The 15,729-nt window shown below is 66.0% G+C and carries 17 protein-coding genes; 10 read left to right on the top strand and 7 right to left on the bottom strand.

The annotated features are described in order from the left end of the window. Positions 1-14: 14 nt before the first annotated feature. Positions 15-269 (top strand): molybdopterin converting factor subunit 1, encoded by a 255-nt coding sequence (gene moaD, locus DBR12_RS15160; RefSeq protein WP_108618025.1) that lies wholly within the window; start codon positions 15-17, stop codon positions 267-269. Here moaD and dapA read toward each other — a convergent pair. From dapA to DBR12_RS15175, 3 genes are all read right to left on the bottom strand, one after another. Beyond that, entirely contained in the window at positions 256-1,167 is a 912-nt protein-coding gene (gene dapA / locus DBR12_RS15165; RefSeq protein ID WP_108618038.1) for a 4-hydroxy-tetrahydrodipicolinate synthase, read from the bottom strand. The genes moaD and dapA overlap by 14 nt on opposite strands. Positions 1,168-1,429: 262 nt before the next feature. Then, the gene (locus DBR12_RS15170; RefSeq protein WP_108618026.1) at positions 1,430-1,768 is read right to left on the bottom strand and encodes a hypothetical protein; all 339 of its coding nucleotides are present in this window, start codon (positions 1,766-1,768) and stop codon (positions 1,430-1,432) included. An 8-nt stretch (positions 1,769-1,776) separates the two neighbouring features. Next, the gene (locus DBR12_RS15175; RefSeq protein ID WP_108618027.1) at positions 1,777-2,031 is read right to left on the bottom strand and encodes a hypothetical protein; all 255 of its coding nucleotides are present in this window, start codon (positions 2,029-2,031) and stop codon (positions 1,777-1,779) included. Between the two features lie 81 nt (positions 2,032-2,112). Between DBR12_RS15175 and DBR12_RS15180 the strand changes: the two genes are divergently transcribed. The 5 genes from DBR12_RS15180 to DBR12_RS15200 all read left to right on the top strand — a co-directional run bounded on the left by DBR12_RS15180 (position 2,113) and on the right by DBR12_RS15200 (position 7,682). After that, positions 2,113-2,343, top strand: coding sequence for a hypothetical protein (locus DBR12_RS15180; protein WP_108618028.1), 231 nt, complete (start codon positions 2,113-2,115; stop codon positions 2,341-2,343). 46 nt (positions 2,344-2,389) lie between these two features. Continuing rightward, on the top strand, positions 2,390-2,869 hold the full coding sequence (locus DBR12_RS15185) for a molybdenum cofactor biosynthesis protein MoaE (protein WP_108618039.1): 480 nt from the start codon (positions 2,390-2,392) through the stop codon (positions 2,867-2,869). A gap of 215 nt (positions 2,870-3,084) precedes the next feature. Beyond that, entirely contained in the window at positions 3,085-5,691 is a 2,607-nt protein-coding gene (gene clpB, locus DBR12_RS15190; RefSeq protein WP_108618029.1) for an ATP-dependent chaperone ClpB, read from the top strand. A gap of 75 nt (positions 5,692-5,766) precedes the next feature. After that, positions 5,767-6,120, top strand: a complete 354-nt coding sequence (locus DBR12_RS15195) for a hypothetical protein (RefSeq protein ID WP_108618030.1) — start codon at positions 5,767-5,769, stop codon at positions 6,118-6,120. Between the two features lie 122 nt (positions 6,121-6,242). Then, positions 6,243-7,682, top strand: coding sequence for a coniferyl aldehyde dehydrogenase (locus tag DBR12_RS15200; protein ID WP_108618031.1), 1,440 nt, complete (start codon positions 6,243-6,245; stop codon positions 7,680-7,682). Here DBR12_RS15200 and DBR12_RS15205 read toward each other — a convergent pair. After that, complete coding sequence (locus DBR12_RS15205; RefSeq protein ID WP_233244545.1) at positions 7,654-9,555, bottom strand: ATP-binding protein; 1,902 nt, start codon at positions 9,553-9,555, stop codon at positions 7,654-7,656. The genes DBR12_RS15200 and DBR12_RS15205 overlap by 29 nt on opposite strands. Then, the gene (locus DBR12_RS15210; protein WP_108618032.1) at positions 9,542-10,201 is read right to left on the bottom strand and encodes a response regulator transcription factor; all 660 of its coding nucleotides are present in this window, start codon (positions 10,199-10,201) and stop codon (positions 9,542-9,544) included. Before DBR12_RS15210 ends, DBR12_RS15205 begins: the two co-directional genes overlap by 14 nt. 164 nt (positions 10,202-10,365) lie before the next feature. Here DBR12_RS15210 and DBR12_RS15215 point away from each other — a divergent pair, with 164 nt between their 5' ends. The 3 genes from DBR12_RS15215 to DBR12_RS15225 all read left to right on the top strand — a co-directional run bounded on the left by DBR12_RS15215 (position 10,366) and on the right by DBR12_RS15225 (position 12,851). Next, the gene (locus DBR12_RS15215) at positions 10,366-10,956 is read left to right on the top strand and encodes a hypothetical protein (RefSeq protein ID WP_108618033.1); all 591 of its coding nucleotides are present in this window, start codon (positions 10,366-10,368) and stop codon (positions 10,954-10,956) included. Positions 10,957-11,157: 201 nt separating this feature from the next. Beyond that, the gene (locus DBR12_RS15220; protein ID WP_108618034.1) at positions 11,158-11,682 is read left to right on the top strand and encodes a GNAT family N-acetyltransferase; all 525 of its coding nucleotides are present in this window, start codon (positions 11,158-11,160) and stop codon (positions 11,680-11,682) included. Positions 11,683-11,690: 8 nt separating this feature from the next. Next, entirely contained in the window at positions 11,691-12,851 is a 1,161-nt protein-coding gene (locus tag DBR12_RS15225) for a class I SAM-dependent methyltransferase (protein WP_108618035.1), read from the top strand. A 43-nt stretch (positions 12,852-12,894) separates the two neighbouring features. On the opposite strand, the gene DBR12_RS15230 is transcribed toward DBR12_RS15225, so the two are convergent. After that, entirely contained in the window at positions 12,895-13,467 is a 573-nt protein-coding gene (locus DBR12_RS15230; RefSeq protein WP_108618036.1) for a hypothetical protein, read from the bottom strand. 232 nt (positions 13,468-13,699) lie between these two features. Between DBR12_RS15230 and DBR12_RS15235 the strand changes: the two genes are divergently transcribed. Further along, positions 13,700-14,671 (top strand): tRNA-dihydrouridine synthase, encoded by a 972-nt coding sequence (locus tag DBR12_RS15235; protein WP_108618037.1) that lies wholly within the window; start codon positions 13,700-13,702, stop codon positions 14,669-14,671. Between the two features lie 30 nt (positions 14,672-14,701). Here DBR12_RS15235 and DBR12_RS15240 read toward each other — a convergent pair. Further along, a partial coding sequence (locus DBR12_RS15240) for a phospholipase D-like domain-containing protein (RefSeq protein ID WP_233244546.1) occupies positions 14,702-15,729 on the bottom strand: 1,028 nt, incomplete at its 5' end.

Below are 15,729 nucleotides of genomic sequence, written 5' to 3' on the forward strand. Positions count from 1 at the left end.
GGGGCGGCCCGGCGATGAAAAGGATCTCTGTCCGCTATTTCGCCTCCATCCGCGAGGCCATCGGCACCGGGCAGGAGGGGGTGGACACGGCCGCCGCCACGCTGGGCGCGCTGCGCGACGAACTCATTGCGCGCGGCGGTGCCCATGCCAGCAGCCTCGCGCGGGGCCGGGCCGTGCGCATGGCGCTCAACCAGACCCTGAGCGATGAATCCGCCCCCCTGGCCGACGGGGCCGAGGTGGCGTTTTTCCCTCCCGTTACCGGGGGCTGAGTCCGGTAGAGGCCAGGGCCTGCAGGCGCAGGTTCAGAGCCTCCGAGGCGCCCATCATCGGCGCCCGCAGTTCATTGCACATCTCGCCCGCATGGGCCAGCACGGCCTTCAGCGGCGCCGGGTTGGGCTCGGCAAAGCAGACCTCGATCCAGGGCAGCAGGGCTTGCCACACTCGGCGGGCCTCGCCCAGGTCGCCTGCGCGCAGCAACGTCATCAGTTCCAAGAAGCGCGGCGTCTGCCAGTGCGCGCTGGCTGAGATGGCGCCTGCGCCGCCCAGGGCCAGTGTGTGGAATATCTGCGCGTCTTCACCCGTTAGCACCTGCAGGCGGCCATCGCTGATCAGGGCCTGTGTCTTGGCGGGGTTGCCGCCACAGTCCTTGATGGCCTCTATGCGCGGATGCGCGGCCAGCGTCAGCAGCGTTTCGGTGCTGAGCATGGCCCCTGTGCGGTAGGGAATGTCGTAGATAAGCACGGGTGCCGTGCTGGCATCGGCCAGGGTGCGGAACCAGTGCAGCAGGCCTTCCTGCGAGGGGCGGATGTAGTGGGGGGCCGACACCAGCAGGCCCGCAATCGGATAGCGTGCAAGCGTCCGCACCTGTTCCAGCACCTGGCCCTGGTGGTAGCCCGACACACCCATCACCACGGGCAGGCCCTGAGCGGCCTGGAGCACCGTTTCCAGCACATCCAACTGCTCCGCCTTGTCCAGCGCAGCGGCCTCGCCTGTGGAGCCGCAGGCGACAAAGCCTGAAACGCCTTGGGCACGCAGCCGGGCGGTGAGGGCGGCCAGCGCCGGGTGGTCTACGGCGCCGTCCTTGAAGGGGGTGACCAGGGCGATCCAGAGCCCGCTGAACAGCGGCTGTGGGGATAGCGTGGAGTGAGTGGGAACGGTGGCAGACATGCGAAACATCCTTTCAGGGTTCGACCAAGGGAAGAACCGTCCGGAAGGAATGCGCGCGGAATGCCGGGGAGGGAAAAGAGAAAAGAAAAAGGGAGTTTCTCTACCAGGTGGTTCCGTCGCTCATCCGGACGGAACCACAGCTCCGGTCAGATGAGCTCTGGTTTTTTGGCTTTGACCACGCACTGCAATGCCACCGCGGATGCGGCAGTCATGGCGAAGGGTGTGTGCGTGGGCATGGGGCGCAGTATAGCCAGACAGGCCCTCAAGGCTCCACCGCAGGCTGTGGCGTGGGCGCCACCAGTTCAGGGCAGGGCCAGTTCAGCAGCTCGGCCAGGCGGGTGGTGATCCAGGTGGCCTCGGCCACCGACACGCCCGATTCGGCCGTGCACAGCCCGGCGTGGATGCGCCGCAGGATCTCGGCCTCCGATGGGGCCTGCACGTGGTAGAGCGTCTGCGCATGCTCCACCAGGTGGCCCGCCAGGTCTTCGCACAGCTCGTAGCGGGCGCGCACGCCGTTCGCCTTTTCGGTGAGGCGCCCTCGGGCGTCGGTGTACACCGCCATGAACGAGGGCGGCACGTGGATCTGGTTGTCGTCGTCCATGGTGCCTGTCAGTCCGGGGTGAACAGGCGCTCGAACTTGGCCTGGTCTGAGGCCAGCTCAAAGCTCACGAGCTGGCCCATCTTCATGTCCGACAGCCGACAGGCGGCAAACAGCGTGGTCTTGCCGGCCAGCTCCATCACCTCCAGGTCGATGATGGCGTAGGGATAGGGGACAAAAACCTGGTGCTCGAAAACGTCCTTGTGCGTGTTGCGGGGCGAGGGGTAGAGCTTGTACAGGTTGGTCTGAATCGTTTGTGTTGCCATGGTCGTTGGTGCGAGCCTGTTCAAAGGGGGCGGCAGTGCGGGTACAGTGCGGGCGAATCGTACAGTTACTCCAAGCATCCCATGGCAAGACCCAAAAGTGAATGGCCCAACAAGGTCCTGGCCCTGATCCAGGGCGGCAACCTGACTGCGGCCATCGCGCAGATCAAGGTGGCCCCTTCGGTGTCCGACGTGACACGCCTGCAGACCTTGCTGGCCAAGCTTCCTCCAACCCCCGCACTCGCCCAGTTGAACAAGTTCGTTGAAGAAGAACGCGCCCTGCTGGCTGCGCCACGCCTGCACCGGTCGCCATGAGCGCGCCGGCTGCCCGATGGACTCATTGCCCGAAAGCCCTGCCGCCATGACTTTGCCCCGCGTTTCCATCCAGCTCGACGACTTCGACCTGTCCGCCGAAGTGGCGGCGCTGCGCCGCGAGAATAAGGGCGTGGGCGCGGTGTGCAGCTTTGTGGGCACGGTGCGCGACCGCAACGAAGGGGACCAGGTAGCGTCCATGGAGTTGGAGCACTACCCAGGCATGACTGAAAAATCCATTGAGGCCATGGTGGACGAGGCCTTCCGCCGTTTCGACATCTTCGGCGCCCGTGTCATCCACCGCGTGGGGCTGCTGCAGCCGCTCGACCAGATCGTGCTGGTGGCTGTGACCAGCGCCCACCGGGGCCAGAGTTTTCAGGCCTGCGAGTTTTTGATGGACTACCTCAAGACCCAGGCGCCGTTCTGGAAGAAGGAAGAAACCGCCCAGGGCGCCCGCTGGGTCGATGCGCGGGTGAGCGATGACGCCGCATTGGCGCGCTGGGGCATCACGCTGGGCAACGCGGCCTGATGCCCGCCAGTCGAGGCGAGGAAATCTGAGGGGAATTGGCAGTCTCCGCGCTCTGGTAATGTATTTGTTGCTATTAAAATAGTAGCTAATGGCGCTTGCGTGGTGTGTTGAACCACTGACGCAGATCAATAGCAGGCCATGGGTGGCGCCGGGGGACTGTCTTGAAACTAGGCACATCTTGCCTCACATGTCCTGCAATTCGGAGGACATCCACCATGCGTCTCGACAAATTCACCACCAAGTTCCAGGAAGCCTTGAGCGATGCCCAGAGCATTGCGCTGGGCCATGACAATGCCTACATCGAACCCGTGCATGTGCTGCTGGCCATGCTGCAGCAGGACGACGGCCCCAAGGCGCTGCTGCAGCGCGCGGGCGCCAACGTGCCCGGCCTGCTGACGGCGGCCGAGGCGGCTGTCAAGCGCCTGCCCCAGGTGCAAGGCAACGAACAGGTGCAGGGCGGCCCCGAGCTGGGCCGCGTGCTGCAGGCCACCGAGAAGGAGGCCATCAAACGCGGTGACCCGTTCATCGCGAGCGAGCTGTTCTTGCTGGCCGTGATCGATAGCAAGGGCGATGCCGCCAAAATTGCCAAGGACAACGGCCTCACGCGCAAGAGCCTGGAGGCCGCCATTGACGCCGTGCGCGGCGGCCAGAAAGTGGACAGCGCCGAGGCCGAGGGTCAGCGCGGCGCGCTTGCCAAGTACTGCCTGGACCTGACCGAGCGCGCGCGCATCGGCAAGCTGGACCCGGTGATCGGGCGCGACGACGAGATCCGCCGTGCGATCCAGGTGCTGCAGCGCCGCACCAAGAACAACCCCGTGCTCATCGGCGAACCCGGCGTGGGCAAGACCGCCATCGTCGAGGGCCTGGCCCAGCGCATCGTCGCTGGTGAGGTGCCTGAAAGCCTCAAGGGCAAGCGCGTGCTGTCGCTCGACATGGCCGCGCTGCTGGCGGGTGCCAAGTTCCGCGGCGAGTTCGAGGAGCGCCTGAAAGCCGTGCTGAACGAGCTGGCCAAGGACGAGGGCCAGACCATCGTCTTCATCGACGAGCTGCACACCATGGTGGGCGCGGGCAAGGGTGAAGGTGCGATGGACGCGGGCAACATGCTCAAGCCTGCTCTGGCGCGCGGCGAGCTGCACTGCGTGGGCGCGACCACGCTCGACGAATACCGCAAGTACATCGAAAAAGACGCTGCGCTGGAGCGGCGCTTTCAGAAGATTCTGGTGGGCGAGCCGACGGTGGAGGCCACCATCGCCATCCTGCGCGGCCTGCAAGAAAAATACGAAGTGCACCATGGCGTGGACATCACCGACCCCGCCATCGTGGCGGCTGCCGAGCTGAGCCACCGCTACATCACCGACCGCTTTTTGCCCGACAAGGCGATTGACCTGATTGACGAGGCGGCGTCCAAGATCAAGATCGAGATGGATTCCAAGCCCGAGGTGATGGACAAGCTCGACCGCCGCCTGATCCAGCTGCAGATTGAGCGCGAAGCGGTGCGCCGCGAGAAGGACGAATCTTCGCAAAAACGCTTTGCGCTCATCGAGGAAGAGATCACCAAGCTGCAAAAGGAAATCGCCGACTACGACGAGATCTGGCAGTCCGAAAAAGCCCAGGCGCAGGGCAGCGCGCATGTGCGCGAGGCCATCGACAAGCTCAAATTCCAGATCGAAGAATTCACCCGCAAGGGCGACTTCAACAAGGTGGCCGAGCTGCAATACGGCAAGCTGCCCGAGCTGGAAAAGCAGCTGAAAGAAGCGCAGGCGCAAGAGGCTGGCAAAGACGGCGCCCCCGCCGCGCGCCGCCTGCTGCGCACACAAGTCGGTGCCGAAGAAATCGCCGAGGTGGTGAGCCGCGCCACGGGCATCCCCGTGGCCAAGATGATGCAGGGCGAAAAGGACAAGCTCTTGCAGATGGAGACTAAGCTGCACGAGCGCGTGGTGGGCCAGCAAGAGGCGATTGCTGCGGTGGCCAATGCCATCCGCCGCTCGCGCTCGGGCCTGTCCGACCCCAACCGCCCCACCGGCTCCTTCTTGTTCCTCGGCCCCACGGGCGTTGGCAAAACCGAGCTATGCAAGGCGCTGGCAGGCTTCCTGTTCGACAGCGAAGACCACCTGATCCGCATCGATATGAGCGAGTTCATGGAGAAGCACTCGGTCGCCCGCCTGATTGGCGCGCCGCCCGGCTACGTGGGCTACGAGGAAGGCGGCTATCTCACCGAAGCTGTGCGCCGCAAGCCCTACAGCGTGCTGCTGCTCGACGAGGTGGAAAAGGCCCACCTCGACGTGTTCAACGTGCTGCTGCAGGTGCTGGACGATGGCCGCCTGACGGACGGCCAGGGCCGCACTGTGGACTTCAAGAACACGGTGATCGTGATGACCAGCAACATTGGCTCGCATCTGATCCAGGCCATGGTGGGTGAGGACTCTGACGACATTAAGGAAGCGGTGTGGGGCGAACTCAAGAACCATTTCCGCCCGGAGTTCCTGAACCGCATCGACGAGACCGTGGTGTTCCACGCGCTCGATGCACAGCACATCGCGTCCATCGCCAAGATCCAGCTGCAACTGCTGCAAACCCGGCTGGGCAAGATGGATTTGGAGTTGCAGGTGTCGGACGCGGCCTTGGCAGAATTGGCCAAGGTGGGGTTCGATCCGGTGTTTGGTGCGCGGCCGCTCAAGCGGGCGATCCAGCAGCGCATCGAGAACCCGCTGTCCAAGCTGCTCTTGGAAGGGCAGTTCCCGCCCAAGAGCGTGATCGCTGTGAGCGTGAACCCGGTGCTGGAGCCGGGCGTGTTCCAGTTCGGTGTGGCCCCGCAAGGGTGATGTGGGCGTGGGAAGGGGTTGTGGCGGGCTCCAGTGCGGCCATCCTTTTCCCCAATTGTGAAGGAGAGGTGTCGTTTGAATGATTTTGTTGCGGGCGTTGTGAGCCTGTTGCTGCGTGTGGTGGTCATTGCCATGGGGTTGGTACTGTTTGCCAGCCTGCTGGTGGCAGCCTTGGTGTTGGCCCTGGTGTGGATGCTGCGCGCAGGCTGGGCGCGTCTCACAGGGCGCCCGGTGACACCCTGGGCCATGCGTGTGGATCCGCGCACCGGCTTTAGCACGGTGTTCCGCTCCACCGAGCGGTGGTCTTCGGGCCGCCGAGGCGCAGCCGCACCTTCCGATGCTGGTGACGAGGCCGCCGCGTCGCGCCGGGGTGGCATCCTGCCGGGTGCTGCCCAAGTGACCGACGTGGAGGCCCGCGAAGTCCGTTGATGGCGCATTGCTCCATGGGCCATGCCCACTCCTGCACGCTGGTGCCAGCCAGCGTTTTTTTATCGGCGGAACACCCGCCTTCTGCGTGATGCGCCCATCGGGGTGTCTTCTATGATCCAAACATGACCCCCGCCGATATTCACGCCCGTTTCGATCTCCAACGCCAGGCGAGCCGCGCGCATGTGGATGTGCCATTGCTCGTGCGCCGGGAGCGGCTGTTGCGCATCGCCAAAATGCTCGACGAGCATGGCCCCGTGCTGGCGGCGGCAGTGCAGGCCGACTTTGGCATGCGTTCGCCGCGCCTGACCGAAGTGGCTGATTTCTTCGTTCTGCGCACGCTGTTGTCGCACACGCTGAGCCACCTGGCCCAGTGGATGAAGCCCCGCAAGGTGCGCACCCCGCTGTATCTGCAGCCCGCCAGTGCGCACATCCAGCGCCAGCCACTGGGCGTGGTGGGCGTGATTGCCCCGTGGAACTACCCGGTGCAGCTGGCCCTGGCACCCGCCATCACGGCGCTGGCTGCGGGTAACCGCGTGATGCTCAAGCCCAGCGAGCTGACACCCCACACCTCGGCCCAGCTGGCGTTGCTGGTGGCACAGTTTTTTTCACCAGACGAGTTCTGTGTGGTGCAGGGCGATGCCAACCTGTCGGCCCTGTTTGCCTCCCTGCCGTTCGACCATCTGGTGTTCACCGGCTCGACCGCCGTCGGCCGCAAGGTGGCCCAGGCGGCGGCGCAGAACCTGACACCGACCACGCTGGAGCTGGGCGGCAAGTCGCCCTGCATCATCGATGGCCACTGCGACATGGCCGATGCCGCCCTCAAGATCGCCCATGGCAAGCTGCTCAACGCGGGGCAGACCTGCATCGCCCCCGACTACGTGCTGCTGCCGCGCGGCCGCGAGGGTGAGTTTGCGCAGGCCTACCGCGCAGCGGTGGCCCGTCTGTTTCCCACCATCGAAGGCAACGCCGACTACGCCTCCATCATCACGCCGCGCCACCATGCGCGCCTGCGCACCATGCTGCAGCAGGCCCAGACACAAGGGGCGGAATTGCAGACCATCGACCCTGCTGCAGGCAAACCCGTTGTGAACACGGTAGGCACGCTGGGCGATGGTGCCAGCCGCCAGATGCTGCCCACGCTGGTGTTTGGCGCTACATCGCAGATGCAGCTTATGCAGGAGGAGATTTTTGGTCCCATCCTGCCGGTGATCTCGTATGAGCGGCTCGACGATGCCATTGCCCATATCAGCGCCGGGCCACGCCCGCTGGCGCTGTACTGGTTCGGCAACAGTAAGGCCGTGCGCGATGACGTGCTGCGCCGCACTGTGAGTGGCGGTGTGACGGTTAACGACACGCTGATGCACATTGCCCACGACAACCTGCCCTTTGGCGGCGTGGGTGAAAGCGGCTGGGGTGCCTACCACGGCGAGCAGGGCTTTCTGCGCTTTTGCCACCAGAAGTCGGTGCTGGTGCAGTCGCGCTGGGGGATGGGTTCGCTGTTCTACCCGCCCTATGGCGCCCGGTTCGACCAGATCATGGGCTTGTTGCGCCGCTGGCTGTAGTGGCAGCGGGGGGCTCGCTCTCAGGGCCCTCTTGCGCTTGCACTTGTGCCGCTGCGGTCCCATGGTCCGGCGGGGCCGGGGGGCGGGTGATGAGCTGCACGATGGCATCGCGCAGCTGGCCCGTGGAGACGGGCTTGTGCAGCAGCAAGGCCGAGGTGGACTGCGCATCGCGCAGGCGCTGGGGCGAGGTGTCGCCCGTCATGATGATGGCGGGCACAGGCGTGCCCAGGTAGGTGCGCAGCGCCTGCAGCACCTGCTTGCCGGTCTCTTCGTGGCGCAGGCGGAAGTCCGTGATGATGATGTCGGGGGTCACGTCATCGAGCGCTTCCAGTGCATCGGCGCTGGACTCGGCCGTGAGGCACTGGCAGCCCCAGCTTTGCAGCAGCGACTGCATGCCCATGCGCACCGCCTCGTCGTCGTCGATGGCCAGTATCTTCAGTCCCACAAGGTTTCGGGCGGAAGGGCTGGGGCTGGCATCGTCCTCCAGCGCACCCTGCCAGCGGTCCAGCCACAGCCGGAAGACAGAACCTCTGCCGGGGTGTGAGCGCAGTTCCACCGAGGTCTTCATTTCGCGCGCCAGCCGTTGCACGATGGCCAGGCCCAGGCCCAGACCCTTGCGTCGGTCGCGCTCGGGGTTGCCGAGCTGGTGGAACTCCTTGAAGATGTCCTCCCACTGGTGCTCGGGGATGCCGGCCCCGGTGTCCCAAACCTCCAGCGCCAGCCGCTTACCACGCGTGCGGCATGCAATGAGCACACCGCCCTGAGTGGTGTAGCGTAGCGCGTTGGAGATGAAGTTGTGCATGACCAGCCCAACCAGCGCGCGGTCGGCAAAGGCCGCAGCCGAGGTCTCGCGGGTGCGGTACACCAGCCCGGCTGTGTCGGCCTGCGTGCCAAACTCCTGCTCCAGTGCCGTCAGCAGTGGCTGTACGGCAAATGCCTCGGGCCGCACCTTCACTACCCCGGCCTCCAGCCGAGAATAGTCCAGCAGGGTGGTGAGCATTTCGGCCGCAGCACCCGAGGCCGCGTGCGCGTGCTGGAGCACCGTGCGCTGGTGGTCGTTGAGCGGGCTGCGCTGAAGCGATTCCAGAAACAGTCCCATGGCATGCAGGGGCTGGCGCAGGTCGTGGCTGGCCGCTGCCAGAAAGCGCGATTTGTCGCGGTCAGCTTGCTCTGCGGCCCCTTGCGCGGCCAGGGCGCGCTGGGACTCTGCGCGCAGCTCGTTCACCAGGCGCTCGTTTTCGAGCTTGAGCGCAATGCTGCGCCGTGTAGCCCGGTCAGCTGTGCGGGCTTGCAGACAGGTCAGCGCGTAGTACACGCCGGTCAGGAACAGCGCAGGCCACATCACAGGCCCTCCGGCAAGCACCACAGACACCATCACCCCGCCGATAGCGCAGGTGAGGTAGGTGACGTATGCCCGGTACAGCGGCGCCCCCAAGCCCAGTGCACCTGAGGACACGGTGCTGATGATGCCAATGGCATAGATCACGCTGTCGGAGGTGCCCCAGTACAGCACCACGTAACCGAGGCTGCCCCAACTCAGCCCCATGGCGGCCATGCAGGCAATCAGCTTAGATGCAGCCCGGGGCGCCGGGTCGGTAAAAGGGGAGATGCTGCGCAGCGTGAGATAGACGCCCGCGATCACCAGCGCATGGGTAGACAGCCAGACGGTGGTGGCCTGGGTGTCGGCCACCCGGGCCATCACCCACAGGGTGCCCAGAGCGGTGGCCAGCGATGCCAGCAGCGTCATCGGGAAGTTCTGCCGCAGCAGCGCCACCTGTTCGCGCAGCACTTCGTCGTGCTCCCAGATCGGCCAGCCCCAGCGGGTAGGGGGATGTGCACCCGGGGGGCCGGGCGTGGTCTCAGAGGGAGTCATGAAGCTGTGGGGTGGACAGGCCCAGGCGCTGTGCGGCCAGCAGGGCGGCACTGCGGCTGTTCACCCCCAGTTGCGCAAAGATGGCGGCCACGTGCACCCGCACGGTGTTTTCGCTCAAGCCCAGGTCGCGGGCGATCACCTTGTTGGGCTTGCCGGTGCACAGCAGCGAGAGCACATCAAGCTGGCGTGCCGTGAGCGATGGCGCATCGGGCCCGCGCGTTGTTGCGCTGTTGCCGCTGTTGATTGGGAAGCAGGGCTGGCCCGACAGCGCGCAGGTGATGGCCTCCAGGATGTCTTCGGCGTTGGCCGTCTTGGGTAGAAAACCGTGGGCGCCCCGTGCCCTCGCCTCGTGGACCGCGTCGGGCGCAACGCTGGCGGACACCAGAACGATGCGGGCCTGGGGGCACGCCTGGCGCACCAGACGCAAGCCGTCCAGGCCGCTCATGCCGGGCAACTGGATGTCGAGCAGCACCAAGTCGATGTCGGCCGACTGCAGCGCACAGGCGTCGGCAATCGAGCCTGCTTCTGCAATGGCCCCCACGCTGGGGTGGTCCTGCACGATCAGGCGCAGCCCGGTGCGGAACAGGGCGTGGTCGTCCACCAGCAGCAGGCGGGCATTCGTACGGGCACTTTGGAGGGCACTCATTGGGCAAGTATTGCGCACAACCGGGTGTTGCGGGCTAGTCTATTTGTGCGATGGACGCGGGACAGGCCACTTTCTAGACTTTCCGTCAAGCATTGAAAAGCACTCTGGGTGCCCGCCGATGCGCAAACCTTCGTCGTCTGACTTCGTTTTCAAAGGGTTCCCCAATGACTGCCAATGCGTTGATCCACGGCTCTACCTCTTCTTCAACTGCCCAGCGGGGGGCGGAGCGACGACCGGCTGCAGCCGCACCTGCGGGCACGGGCCTCGGGGGCAATACGCTGGCACAGATCATGGAAGAGAACTGCCCGGACATGTCGGCCGCTGCGGGTGTGGTGATCGAGCACCTGGATGCCCAGGCGGGCGCCTGGCAGTTCTCTGCCGACCAGGGGCAAACATGGCGCGCCATCCGCACCGACCTTATCAACCGCCCTGGCAACCTGGGGCTGGCGCTGGATCGCGACGCACGCCTGCGGGTGTTGCCCTTTGGTGGCCACCGGGTGACGGGGGCTCGGGTCGCTTTTCACGCTGTGCCCCGTAGCCATGGGGTGGGCAATGGCAGCTACCGTGCATACGCTTGCGACGAGCGGGAGGGGGACTCCCGCACAGTGACCCTGGTGCTGAGCCTGGCGGCAATTAACGGCGCTCCGCCGGTGGTGCATGTGCCGCGCCCGCGCAACAAGCGGGCAATGGTTCAGCGCGCTGCGGCCTCGGTGGGGGTGGGCGCCGCGCTGTCGGGGTCAATGGCCATGGCCTGACGCCATGGAGCCCATGGCTCCGGGCCCGCATCGTGCAGCAGGGCCGGGCGCCTGCCGCGCATGCCACAAAGCCCGCTTTTTGGGGAGCGAAGTCGAACGTTTGAAGAGGATAAAACGAGGGGCTCTGGAGGGCAAAAAACCGTTTGCGGCGACAATGCCGACCTTTCGCATTTTCATTCTCTGTTTTCGTTCGGTTTTTTCATGTCCAGTATCCAGGTTCGTCCCGCCACGCTTCGCGATGCAAAAGCCATCGCCCAGATCCACACCGCCTCTGCCCAAGAGGCCTACAAAGGGCTGGTGCCAGACGAGCAGTTGAAATCCATGTCGTCGGTCGAAAAGCGCCAAGCCTACTGGCGCGAGGCCATTGAGTATTGCGAGCCCCAGGTGCAGGTGGCGGTTGAAGGCGAGAAGATCGTCGGCTTTGTGGGCTATGACCGCTCGCGTGATGAGAAGTCTCGCCCCACCACCGGTGAAATCTGGGCTATCTATGCAGCTCCCACCCACTGGAACCAGGGCGTTGGCCTGGCGCTGTGGGATGCGGCCCGCGATGGCTTGCACGAAGAAGGCTGCACCAACGTCACTGCATGGGTGCCACTGCGCAACGAGCGCGCCATTCGTTTCCACGAAATGGCGGGCTTCAAGCAAGAACTCTCTACCGCCAAGACCAATGTGATTGGCGGCGTGAAGATCGAAGAAGTGCGCCTGAAGCGACCCATCAACGCATAAGGCGCACGATGATTGAATGGAGCCGCCAGGGCCAGACACAACAAGCCCAGTGGCGCTCCGAAGCTGGCGTCCCGGCGCCGCGCCGGGTGGTGACAGCCGACGACACGCTGCCTGCCGACACGGCCTATCGCATGGCATGTGAAGGCACGGGCTTGCTGTGGCAGGGCGATTTCCAGAACGCCAGACACCTGTTGCAGGCGCTCATGCGGCGCACCGATTCCAAGACCGGCAAACACCGCCGCTCGGCCGCCAAGGCTGCCCAAAAGGCGGCTGTGGCTACGCCCTCCGAGGCTTTTCACCTGCACCGCCAGGCCCAGGCGCAGCGTGCAAGGGTGCTGGCGTCGGTGCTGATTGCGCTGGAGGGCGACTACAGCATTGGACTGCGCCGTGCGCCCGACTGGCGCGAGGCCTGCACCCAGGCCTGGGGGCCTGCTACAGGCGAGCGTTGTGTGGCCACGCTGCGTGAGCTGCTGGGTCTTGTCGGCGCATATGAGTGGCGCAAAAAAGGTGTGGAGGTGCCTGCTCTGGGCGCTGCGCCGCGCAACCGGATCCATCCGCACTACGGCGTGTTCTCGCCCGTGCGGGGCGAGTATGTGGACCTTGTGGCCAGCACCCCGTTGCCCAGCCAGGCGCTGGCGTTTGACATTGGCGTGGGCACGGGCGTGCTGTCTGCGGTGCTGGTGCGCCGTGGTGTACTGCGGGTGGTTGCTACCGACCAGGATCCTCGGGCCCTGGCCTGCGCGCAAGACAATCTGCAGCGCCTGGGGGTGTTGCCCCAGGTTGAGTTGCTGCAGTGCCACCTGTTTCCGCCCGGCCGTGCGTCGCTGGTGGTGTGCAACCCGCCCTGGGTGCCGGCACGTGCCAGCTCGCCCATTGAACATGCGGTCTACGATGAAGGCAGCCGCATGCTGCGCGGTTTTCTGGCGGGTCTGGCCGAGCACCTGGAGCCTGGGGGCGAGGGCTGGCTGATCCTGTCGGACCTGGCCGAACACCTGGGCTTGCGCCCGCGCGAACAACTGCTGGGCTGGATTGCCGAAGCAGGCCTGGTGGTCCGGGGGCGGCACGATGTCAAGCCGGTCCATGCCAAGGCGGCCGATGCGGGGGATGCCCTGCATGCGGCGCGGGCGGCGGAGGTGACTTCGCTCTGGCGGTTGGCTGCAGCGGTCTGAGATCGCCAGAGGCATCACCAGGCATTACCGACGGCGCGGCGCCTCAGTCCTCCAGCAGCGCAGGCTGCGTGGCGGCATAGAGGCCCGCTGCGGCCCCGTGGGCACGTGGCAGCAGTTGCTCCAGCCGCTCGCGCAGGCTGGCGGCGCGTTCAGCGCCTGCGGCCAGGGCCACCTCCTCGAACATGGCATCTCCCACGTCCAGCATGCTGGTGCGGTCCCGCGCGATGCGCAGGGCCTCGCGAAAATGCTGTGCCAGCACCGGGTCGCGGCGGGCAAACAGCCGCTCGCAGGTGTCGAACAGGTACATGCGCGCACCGGCCAGCGAGCGCAGGGACTCGCCCGGCTCCGGTCGATCGATGGAAAGGGCCGGGTTGGTGCTGGGGGCCACTGGGGCGGGCGGCGTGGGCTGGGTCTCGGGCAACTCGGCCGGGCCTGTCAGGTAGCCCTGGCGCATGAGGTTGTCCACAATCTGTGCGCCGATGCCGTTGTACATGGCCTGCAGGTCGGACAGCGGTTTGCCGTCGGCCAGCAGCAGCAGCGAACGTTCGCGCAGGCTCAGGGTGCGCACGCCGGGCGATAGCTCCTGGCGGGCTTTGTCGGTCTTTTGCAGCAGCATGGGGACTCCGTTCAGGCACGAATGCCCGCCATTGCAGCCGCCCGCCATGACGCCGTGATGACCCTTTGTCGCACAATCCGGGGGCTTCGCCCTTGGGCGTTTGGCCATAGACTGGGGATTGCTCACTTTTTGATAGCTATAAAGGCATGATCATCAGGCGGGAGAGCCTGTTTTTATTCATATTCTTAGGGCTGTGCCGTGTGTGCCCGGCCCTGTACCACCCCCGAATGCGATGACCCTGCTGCTTGCCCCCATGGAAGGGCTTCTGGATTTTGTGCTGCGCGATGTGCTCACGCGCGTGGGCGGGGTGGACCGCTGCGTGTCGGAGTTCATCCGCATCACTGGCACGCTGCTGCCCGACAAGGTGTTCTTGCGCTACCTGCCCGAACTGCGCAACGGCAGCCGCACGCTGGCCGGTGTGCCCGTGCGGGCGCAGCTGCTGGGCTCCGACCCGGTCAGCATGGCCGAGAACGCCGCGCGCCTGGCTGCGCTGGGTCCTGAGGGGATCGACCTGAACTTTGGCTGCCCGGCCAAGGTGGTCAACCGCCACGGTGGCGGGGCCGCCCTGTTGCAAGAGCCCGAACGCATTGCCGCCGTGGTGAGGGCTGTGCGCCGTGCTGTGCCTGCGCACCTGCCGGTGTCGGCCAAGATGCGCCTGGGCTTCAACGACAACGGGCTGATGCGCGAGTGCGCCCAGGCCATGCAGGCCGGGGGCGCGGCCGAGCTGGTGGTGCATGCCCGTACCAAGGCCGACGGCTACCGCCCGCCCGCGTACTGGGAGCACATCCCCGCCATCCGTGCGGCTGTGGCCATACCAGTGGTGGCCAACGGCGAGATCTGGACGGTGGCAGACGCCCAGCGCTGCCGCGCGGTGTCGGGCTGTGACGCGCTCATGCTGGGGCGCGGCATGGTGGCCGACCCGGGGCTGGCCCGCGCCATCCGTGCATTCGACGCCGGGCAACCGGATGCGGACCCGGTGGTCTGGGTCGATTTGATCCCCCACCTGGCGGCTTTCTGGCAACTGGTGTGCGATGACCTGGAACCCCGCCAGCGCGCGGGGCGTCTCAAGCAGTGGCTCAACCTGCTGCGCAGGCGGTTTGTAGAGGCCGAACTGGCCTACCAGCATGTGCGCACCATGACGGACCAGCGTGCGATCACCGCCTGGGTGGCAGCGCAACAGGCCGGGGTACCAGAGCGCGCTTGATTCGCCAGGGATCGTCTGGAATGGCGCGGCTTACAGCAGGTGGTCGGGCGCGAGGGGTCCCAGCAGTTGCAGCAGCAGGCGCAGGGGCAGGCTGGCGTCGGGCTCGGTGGTGGCATGGGGCAGGCCGCTGCCTTGGGGCGCGCGCCATACCAGGCCCCGGTCCGTCTGCTGCACCTGCCACGCGGCATCTTGCAGTGCGGTTTCGATGGGCACTGTGGCCCGCCGCGACAGCTCGGCGCTGCGAATCAGCAGTGCCACCTCGGTGTTCTGTCGCTGAGAGCGAATGTCCAGATTCATCGAACCGATGACAAGCAGATGGCCGTCCACGATCAGGAGTTTGGTGTGCAGCATGGCGCGAGAGCTGCCGCTGGCCCCGGTGGCGCCCATGCTTCCGGTCGCCCCCAGCGCGCCGCGTAGCACGCTGGTGAGTTCGCTGCGCATCTCGTACAACTCCACCCCCATGGCCAGCAGTGTTGGGCGGTGGCGCGCGTAGCCCGCGTGGGCAATGGGCGCATCGTTGGAGGCCAGCGAGTTGGTAAGCACCCGCACCCGCACGCCCCGTGCCCGAGCGGAGGCAAAGGCGCGGTTCATGTCGGGCCCGGGCACGAAGTAGGGCGAGATGATCAGCAGGTCGCGCCGCGCCAGGCCGATGAGCTGCAGCAAACCGTCCACCACAGTGTCGCTTTGGGCCTCGCTGGTCTCACCGCCTGGCGAGGGTGGACCAAGGGGGGGAGCGTTGCCATCACCCAAGGTGGCACTGGTGGATTCGGCTGGCAGCGCTCCGGGCAGGGCCGCTGGCTGGTTGGCAATGAGGTTATCCGCCGACGCCTCCATCGCTGTAGCTGTCGCCGCGGCGGTTGCTGAGGCCCGGGGTCGGGCCAGTGCGGCGATGGTGGCGGGTGTAGCTCCGTGCGGGTTCTGGTCCGGCAGGGTGGCAGTGGATGTACCGTCGGGCGGGATCTTGGCGGGCCGGTCTACCAGCACGGCAGCGGGCGCCCAGACAAGCGGCGCCTGCCTCAGGTCCATGGGCTCCTGGTTCCAGATGTGTGCACGCCGCG

Source organism: Acidovorax sp. HMWF029 (assembly GCF_003060895.1).
In the GTDB taxonomy this organism is placed as follows: Bacteria; Pseudomonadota; Gammaproteobacteria; order Burkholderiales; family Burkholderiaceae_C; genus Acidovorax.

Excerpts from the sequence above, each read along its gene's own strand:
- moaD (WP_108618025.1), top strand. The coding sequence starts at position 15 with ATGAAAAGGATCTCTGTCCGCTATTTCGCCTCCATCCGCGAGGCCATC.
- dapA (WP_108618038.1), bottom strand. The coding sequence starts at position 1,167 with ATGTCTGCCACCGTTCCCACTCACTCCACGCTATCCCCACAGCCGCTG.
- DBR12_RS15170 (WP_108618026.1), bottom strand. The coding sequence starts at position 1,768 with ATGGACGACGACAACCAGATCCACGTGCCGCCCTCGTTCATGGCGGTG.
- DBR12_RS15175 (WP_108618027.1), bottom strand. The coding sequence starts at position 2,031 with ATGGCAACACAAACGATTCAGACCAACCTGTACAAGCTCTACCCCTCG.
- DBR12_RS15180 (WP_108618028.1), top strand. The coding sequence starts at position 2,113 with ATGGCAAGACCCAAAAGTGAATGGCCCAACAAGGTCCTGGCCCTGATC.
- DBR12_RS15185 (WP_108618039.1), top strand. The coding sequence starts at position 2,390 with ATGACTTTGCCCCGCGTTTCCATCCAGCTCGACGACTTCGACCTGTCC.
- clpB (WP_108618029.1), top strand. The coding sequence starts at position 3,085 with ATGCGTCTCGACAAATTCACCACCAAGTTCCAGGAAGCCTTGAGCGAT.
- DBR12_RS15200 (WP_108618031.1), top strand. The coding sequence starts at position 6,243 with ATGACCCCCGCCGATATTCACGCCCGTTTCGATCTCCAACGCCAGGCG.
- DBR12_RS15205 (WP_233244545.1), bottom strand. The coding sequence starts at position 9,555 with ATGACTCCCTCTGAGACCACGCCCGGCCCCCCGGGTGCACATCCCCCT.
- DBR12_RS15210 (WP_108618032.1), bottom strand. The coding sequence starts at position 10,201 with ATGAGTGCCCTCCAAAGTGCCCGTACGAATGCCCGCCTGCTGCTGGTG.
- DBR12_RS15215 (WP_108618033.1), top strand. The coding sequence starts at position 10,366 with ATGACTGCCAATGCGTTGATCCACGGCTCTACCTCTTCTTCAACTGCC.
- DBR12_RS15220 (WP_108618034.1), top strand. The coding sequence starts at position 11,158 with ATGTCCAGTATCCAGGTTCGTCCCGCCACGCTTCGCGATGCAAAAGCC.
- DBR12_RS15225 (WP_108618035.1), top strand. The coding sequence starts at position 11,691 with ATGATTGAATGGAGCCGCCAGGGCCAGACACAACAAGCCCAGTGGCGC.
- DBR12_RS15230 (WP_108618036.1), bottom strand. The coding sequence starts at position 13,467 with ATGCTGCTGCAAAAGACCGACAAAGCCCGCCAGGAGCTATCGCCCGGC.
- DBR12_RS15235 (WP_108618037.1), top strand. The coding sequence starts at position 13,700 with ATGACCCTGCTGCTTGCCCCCATGGAAGGGCTTCTGGATTTTGTGCTG.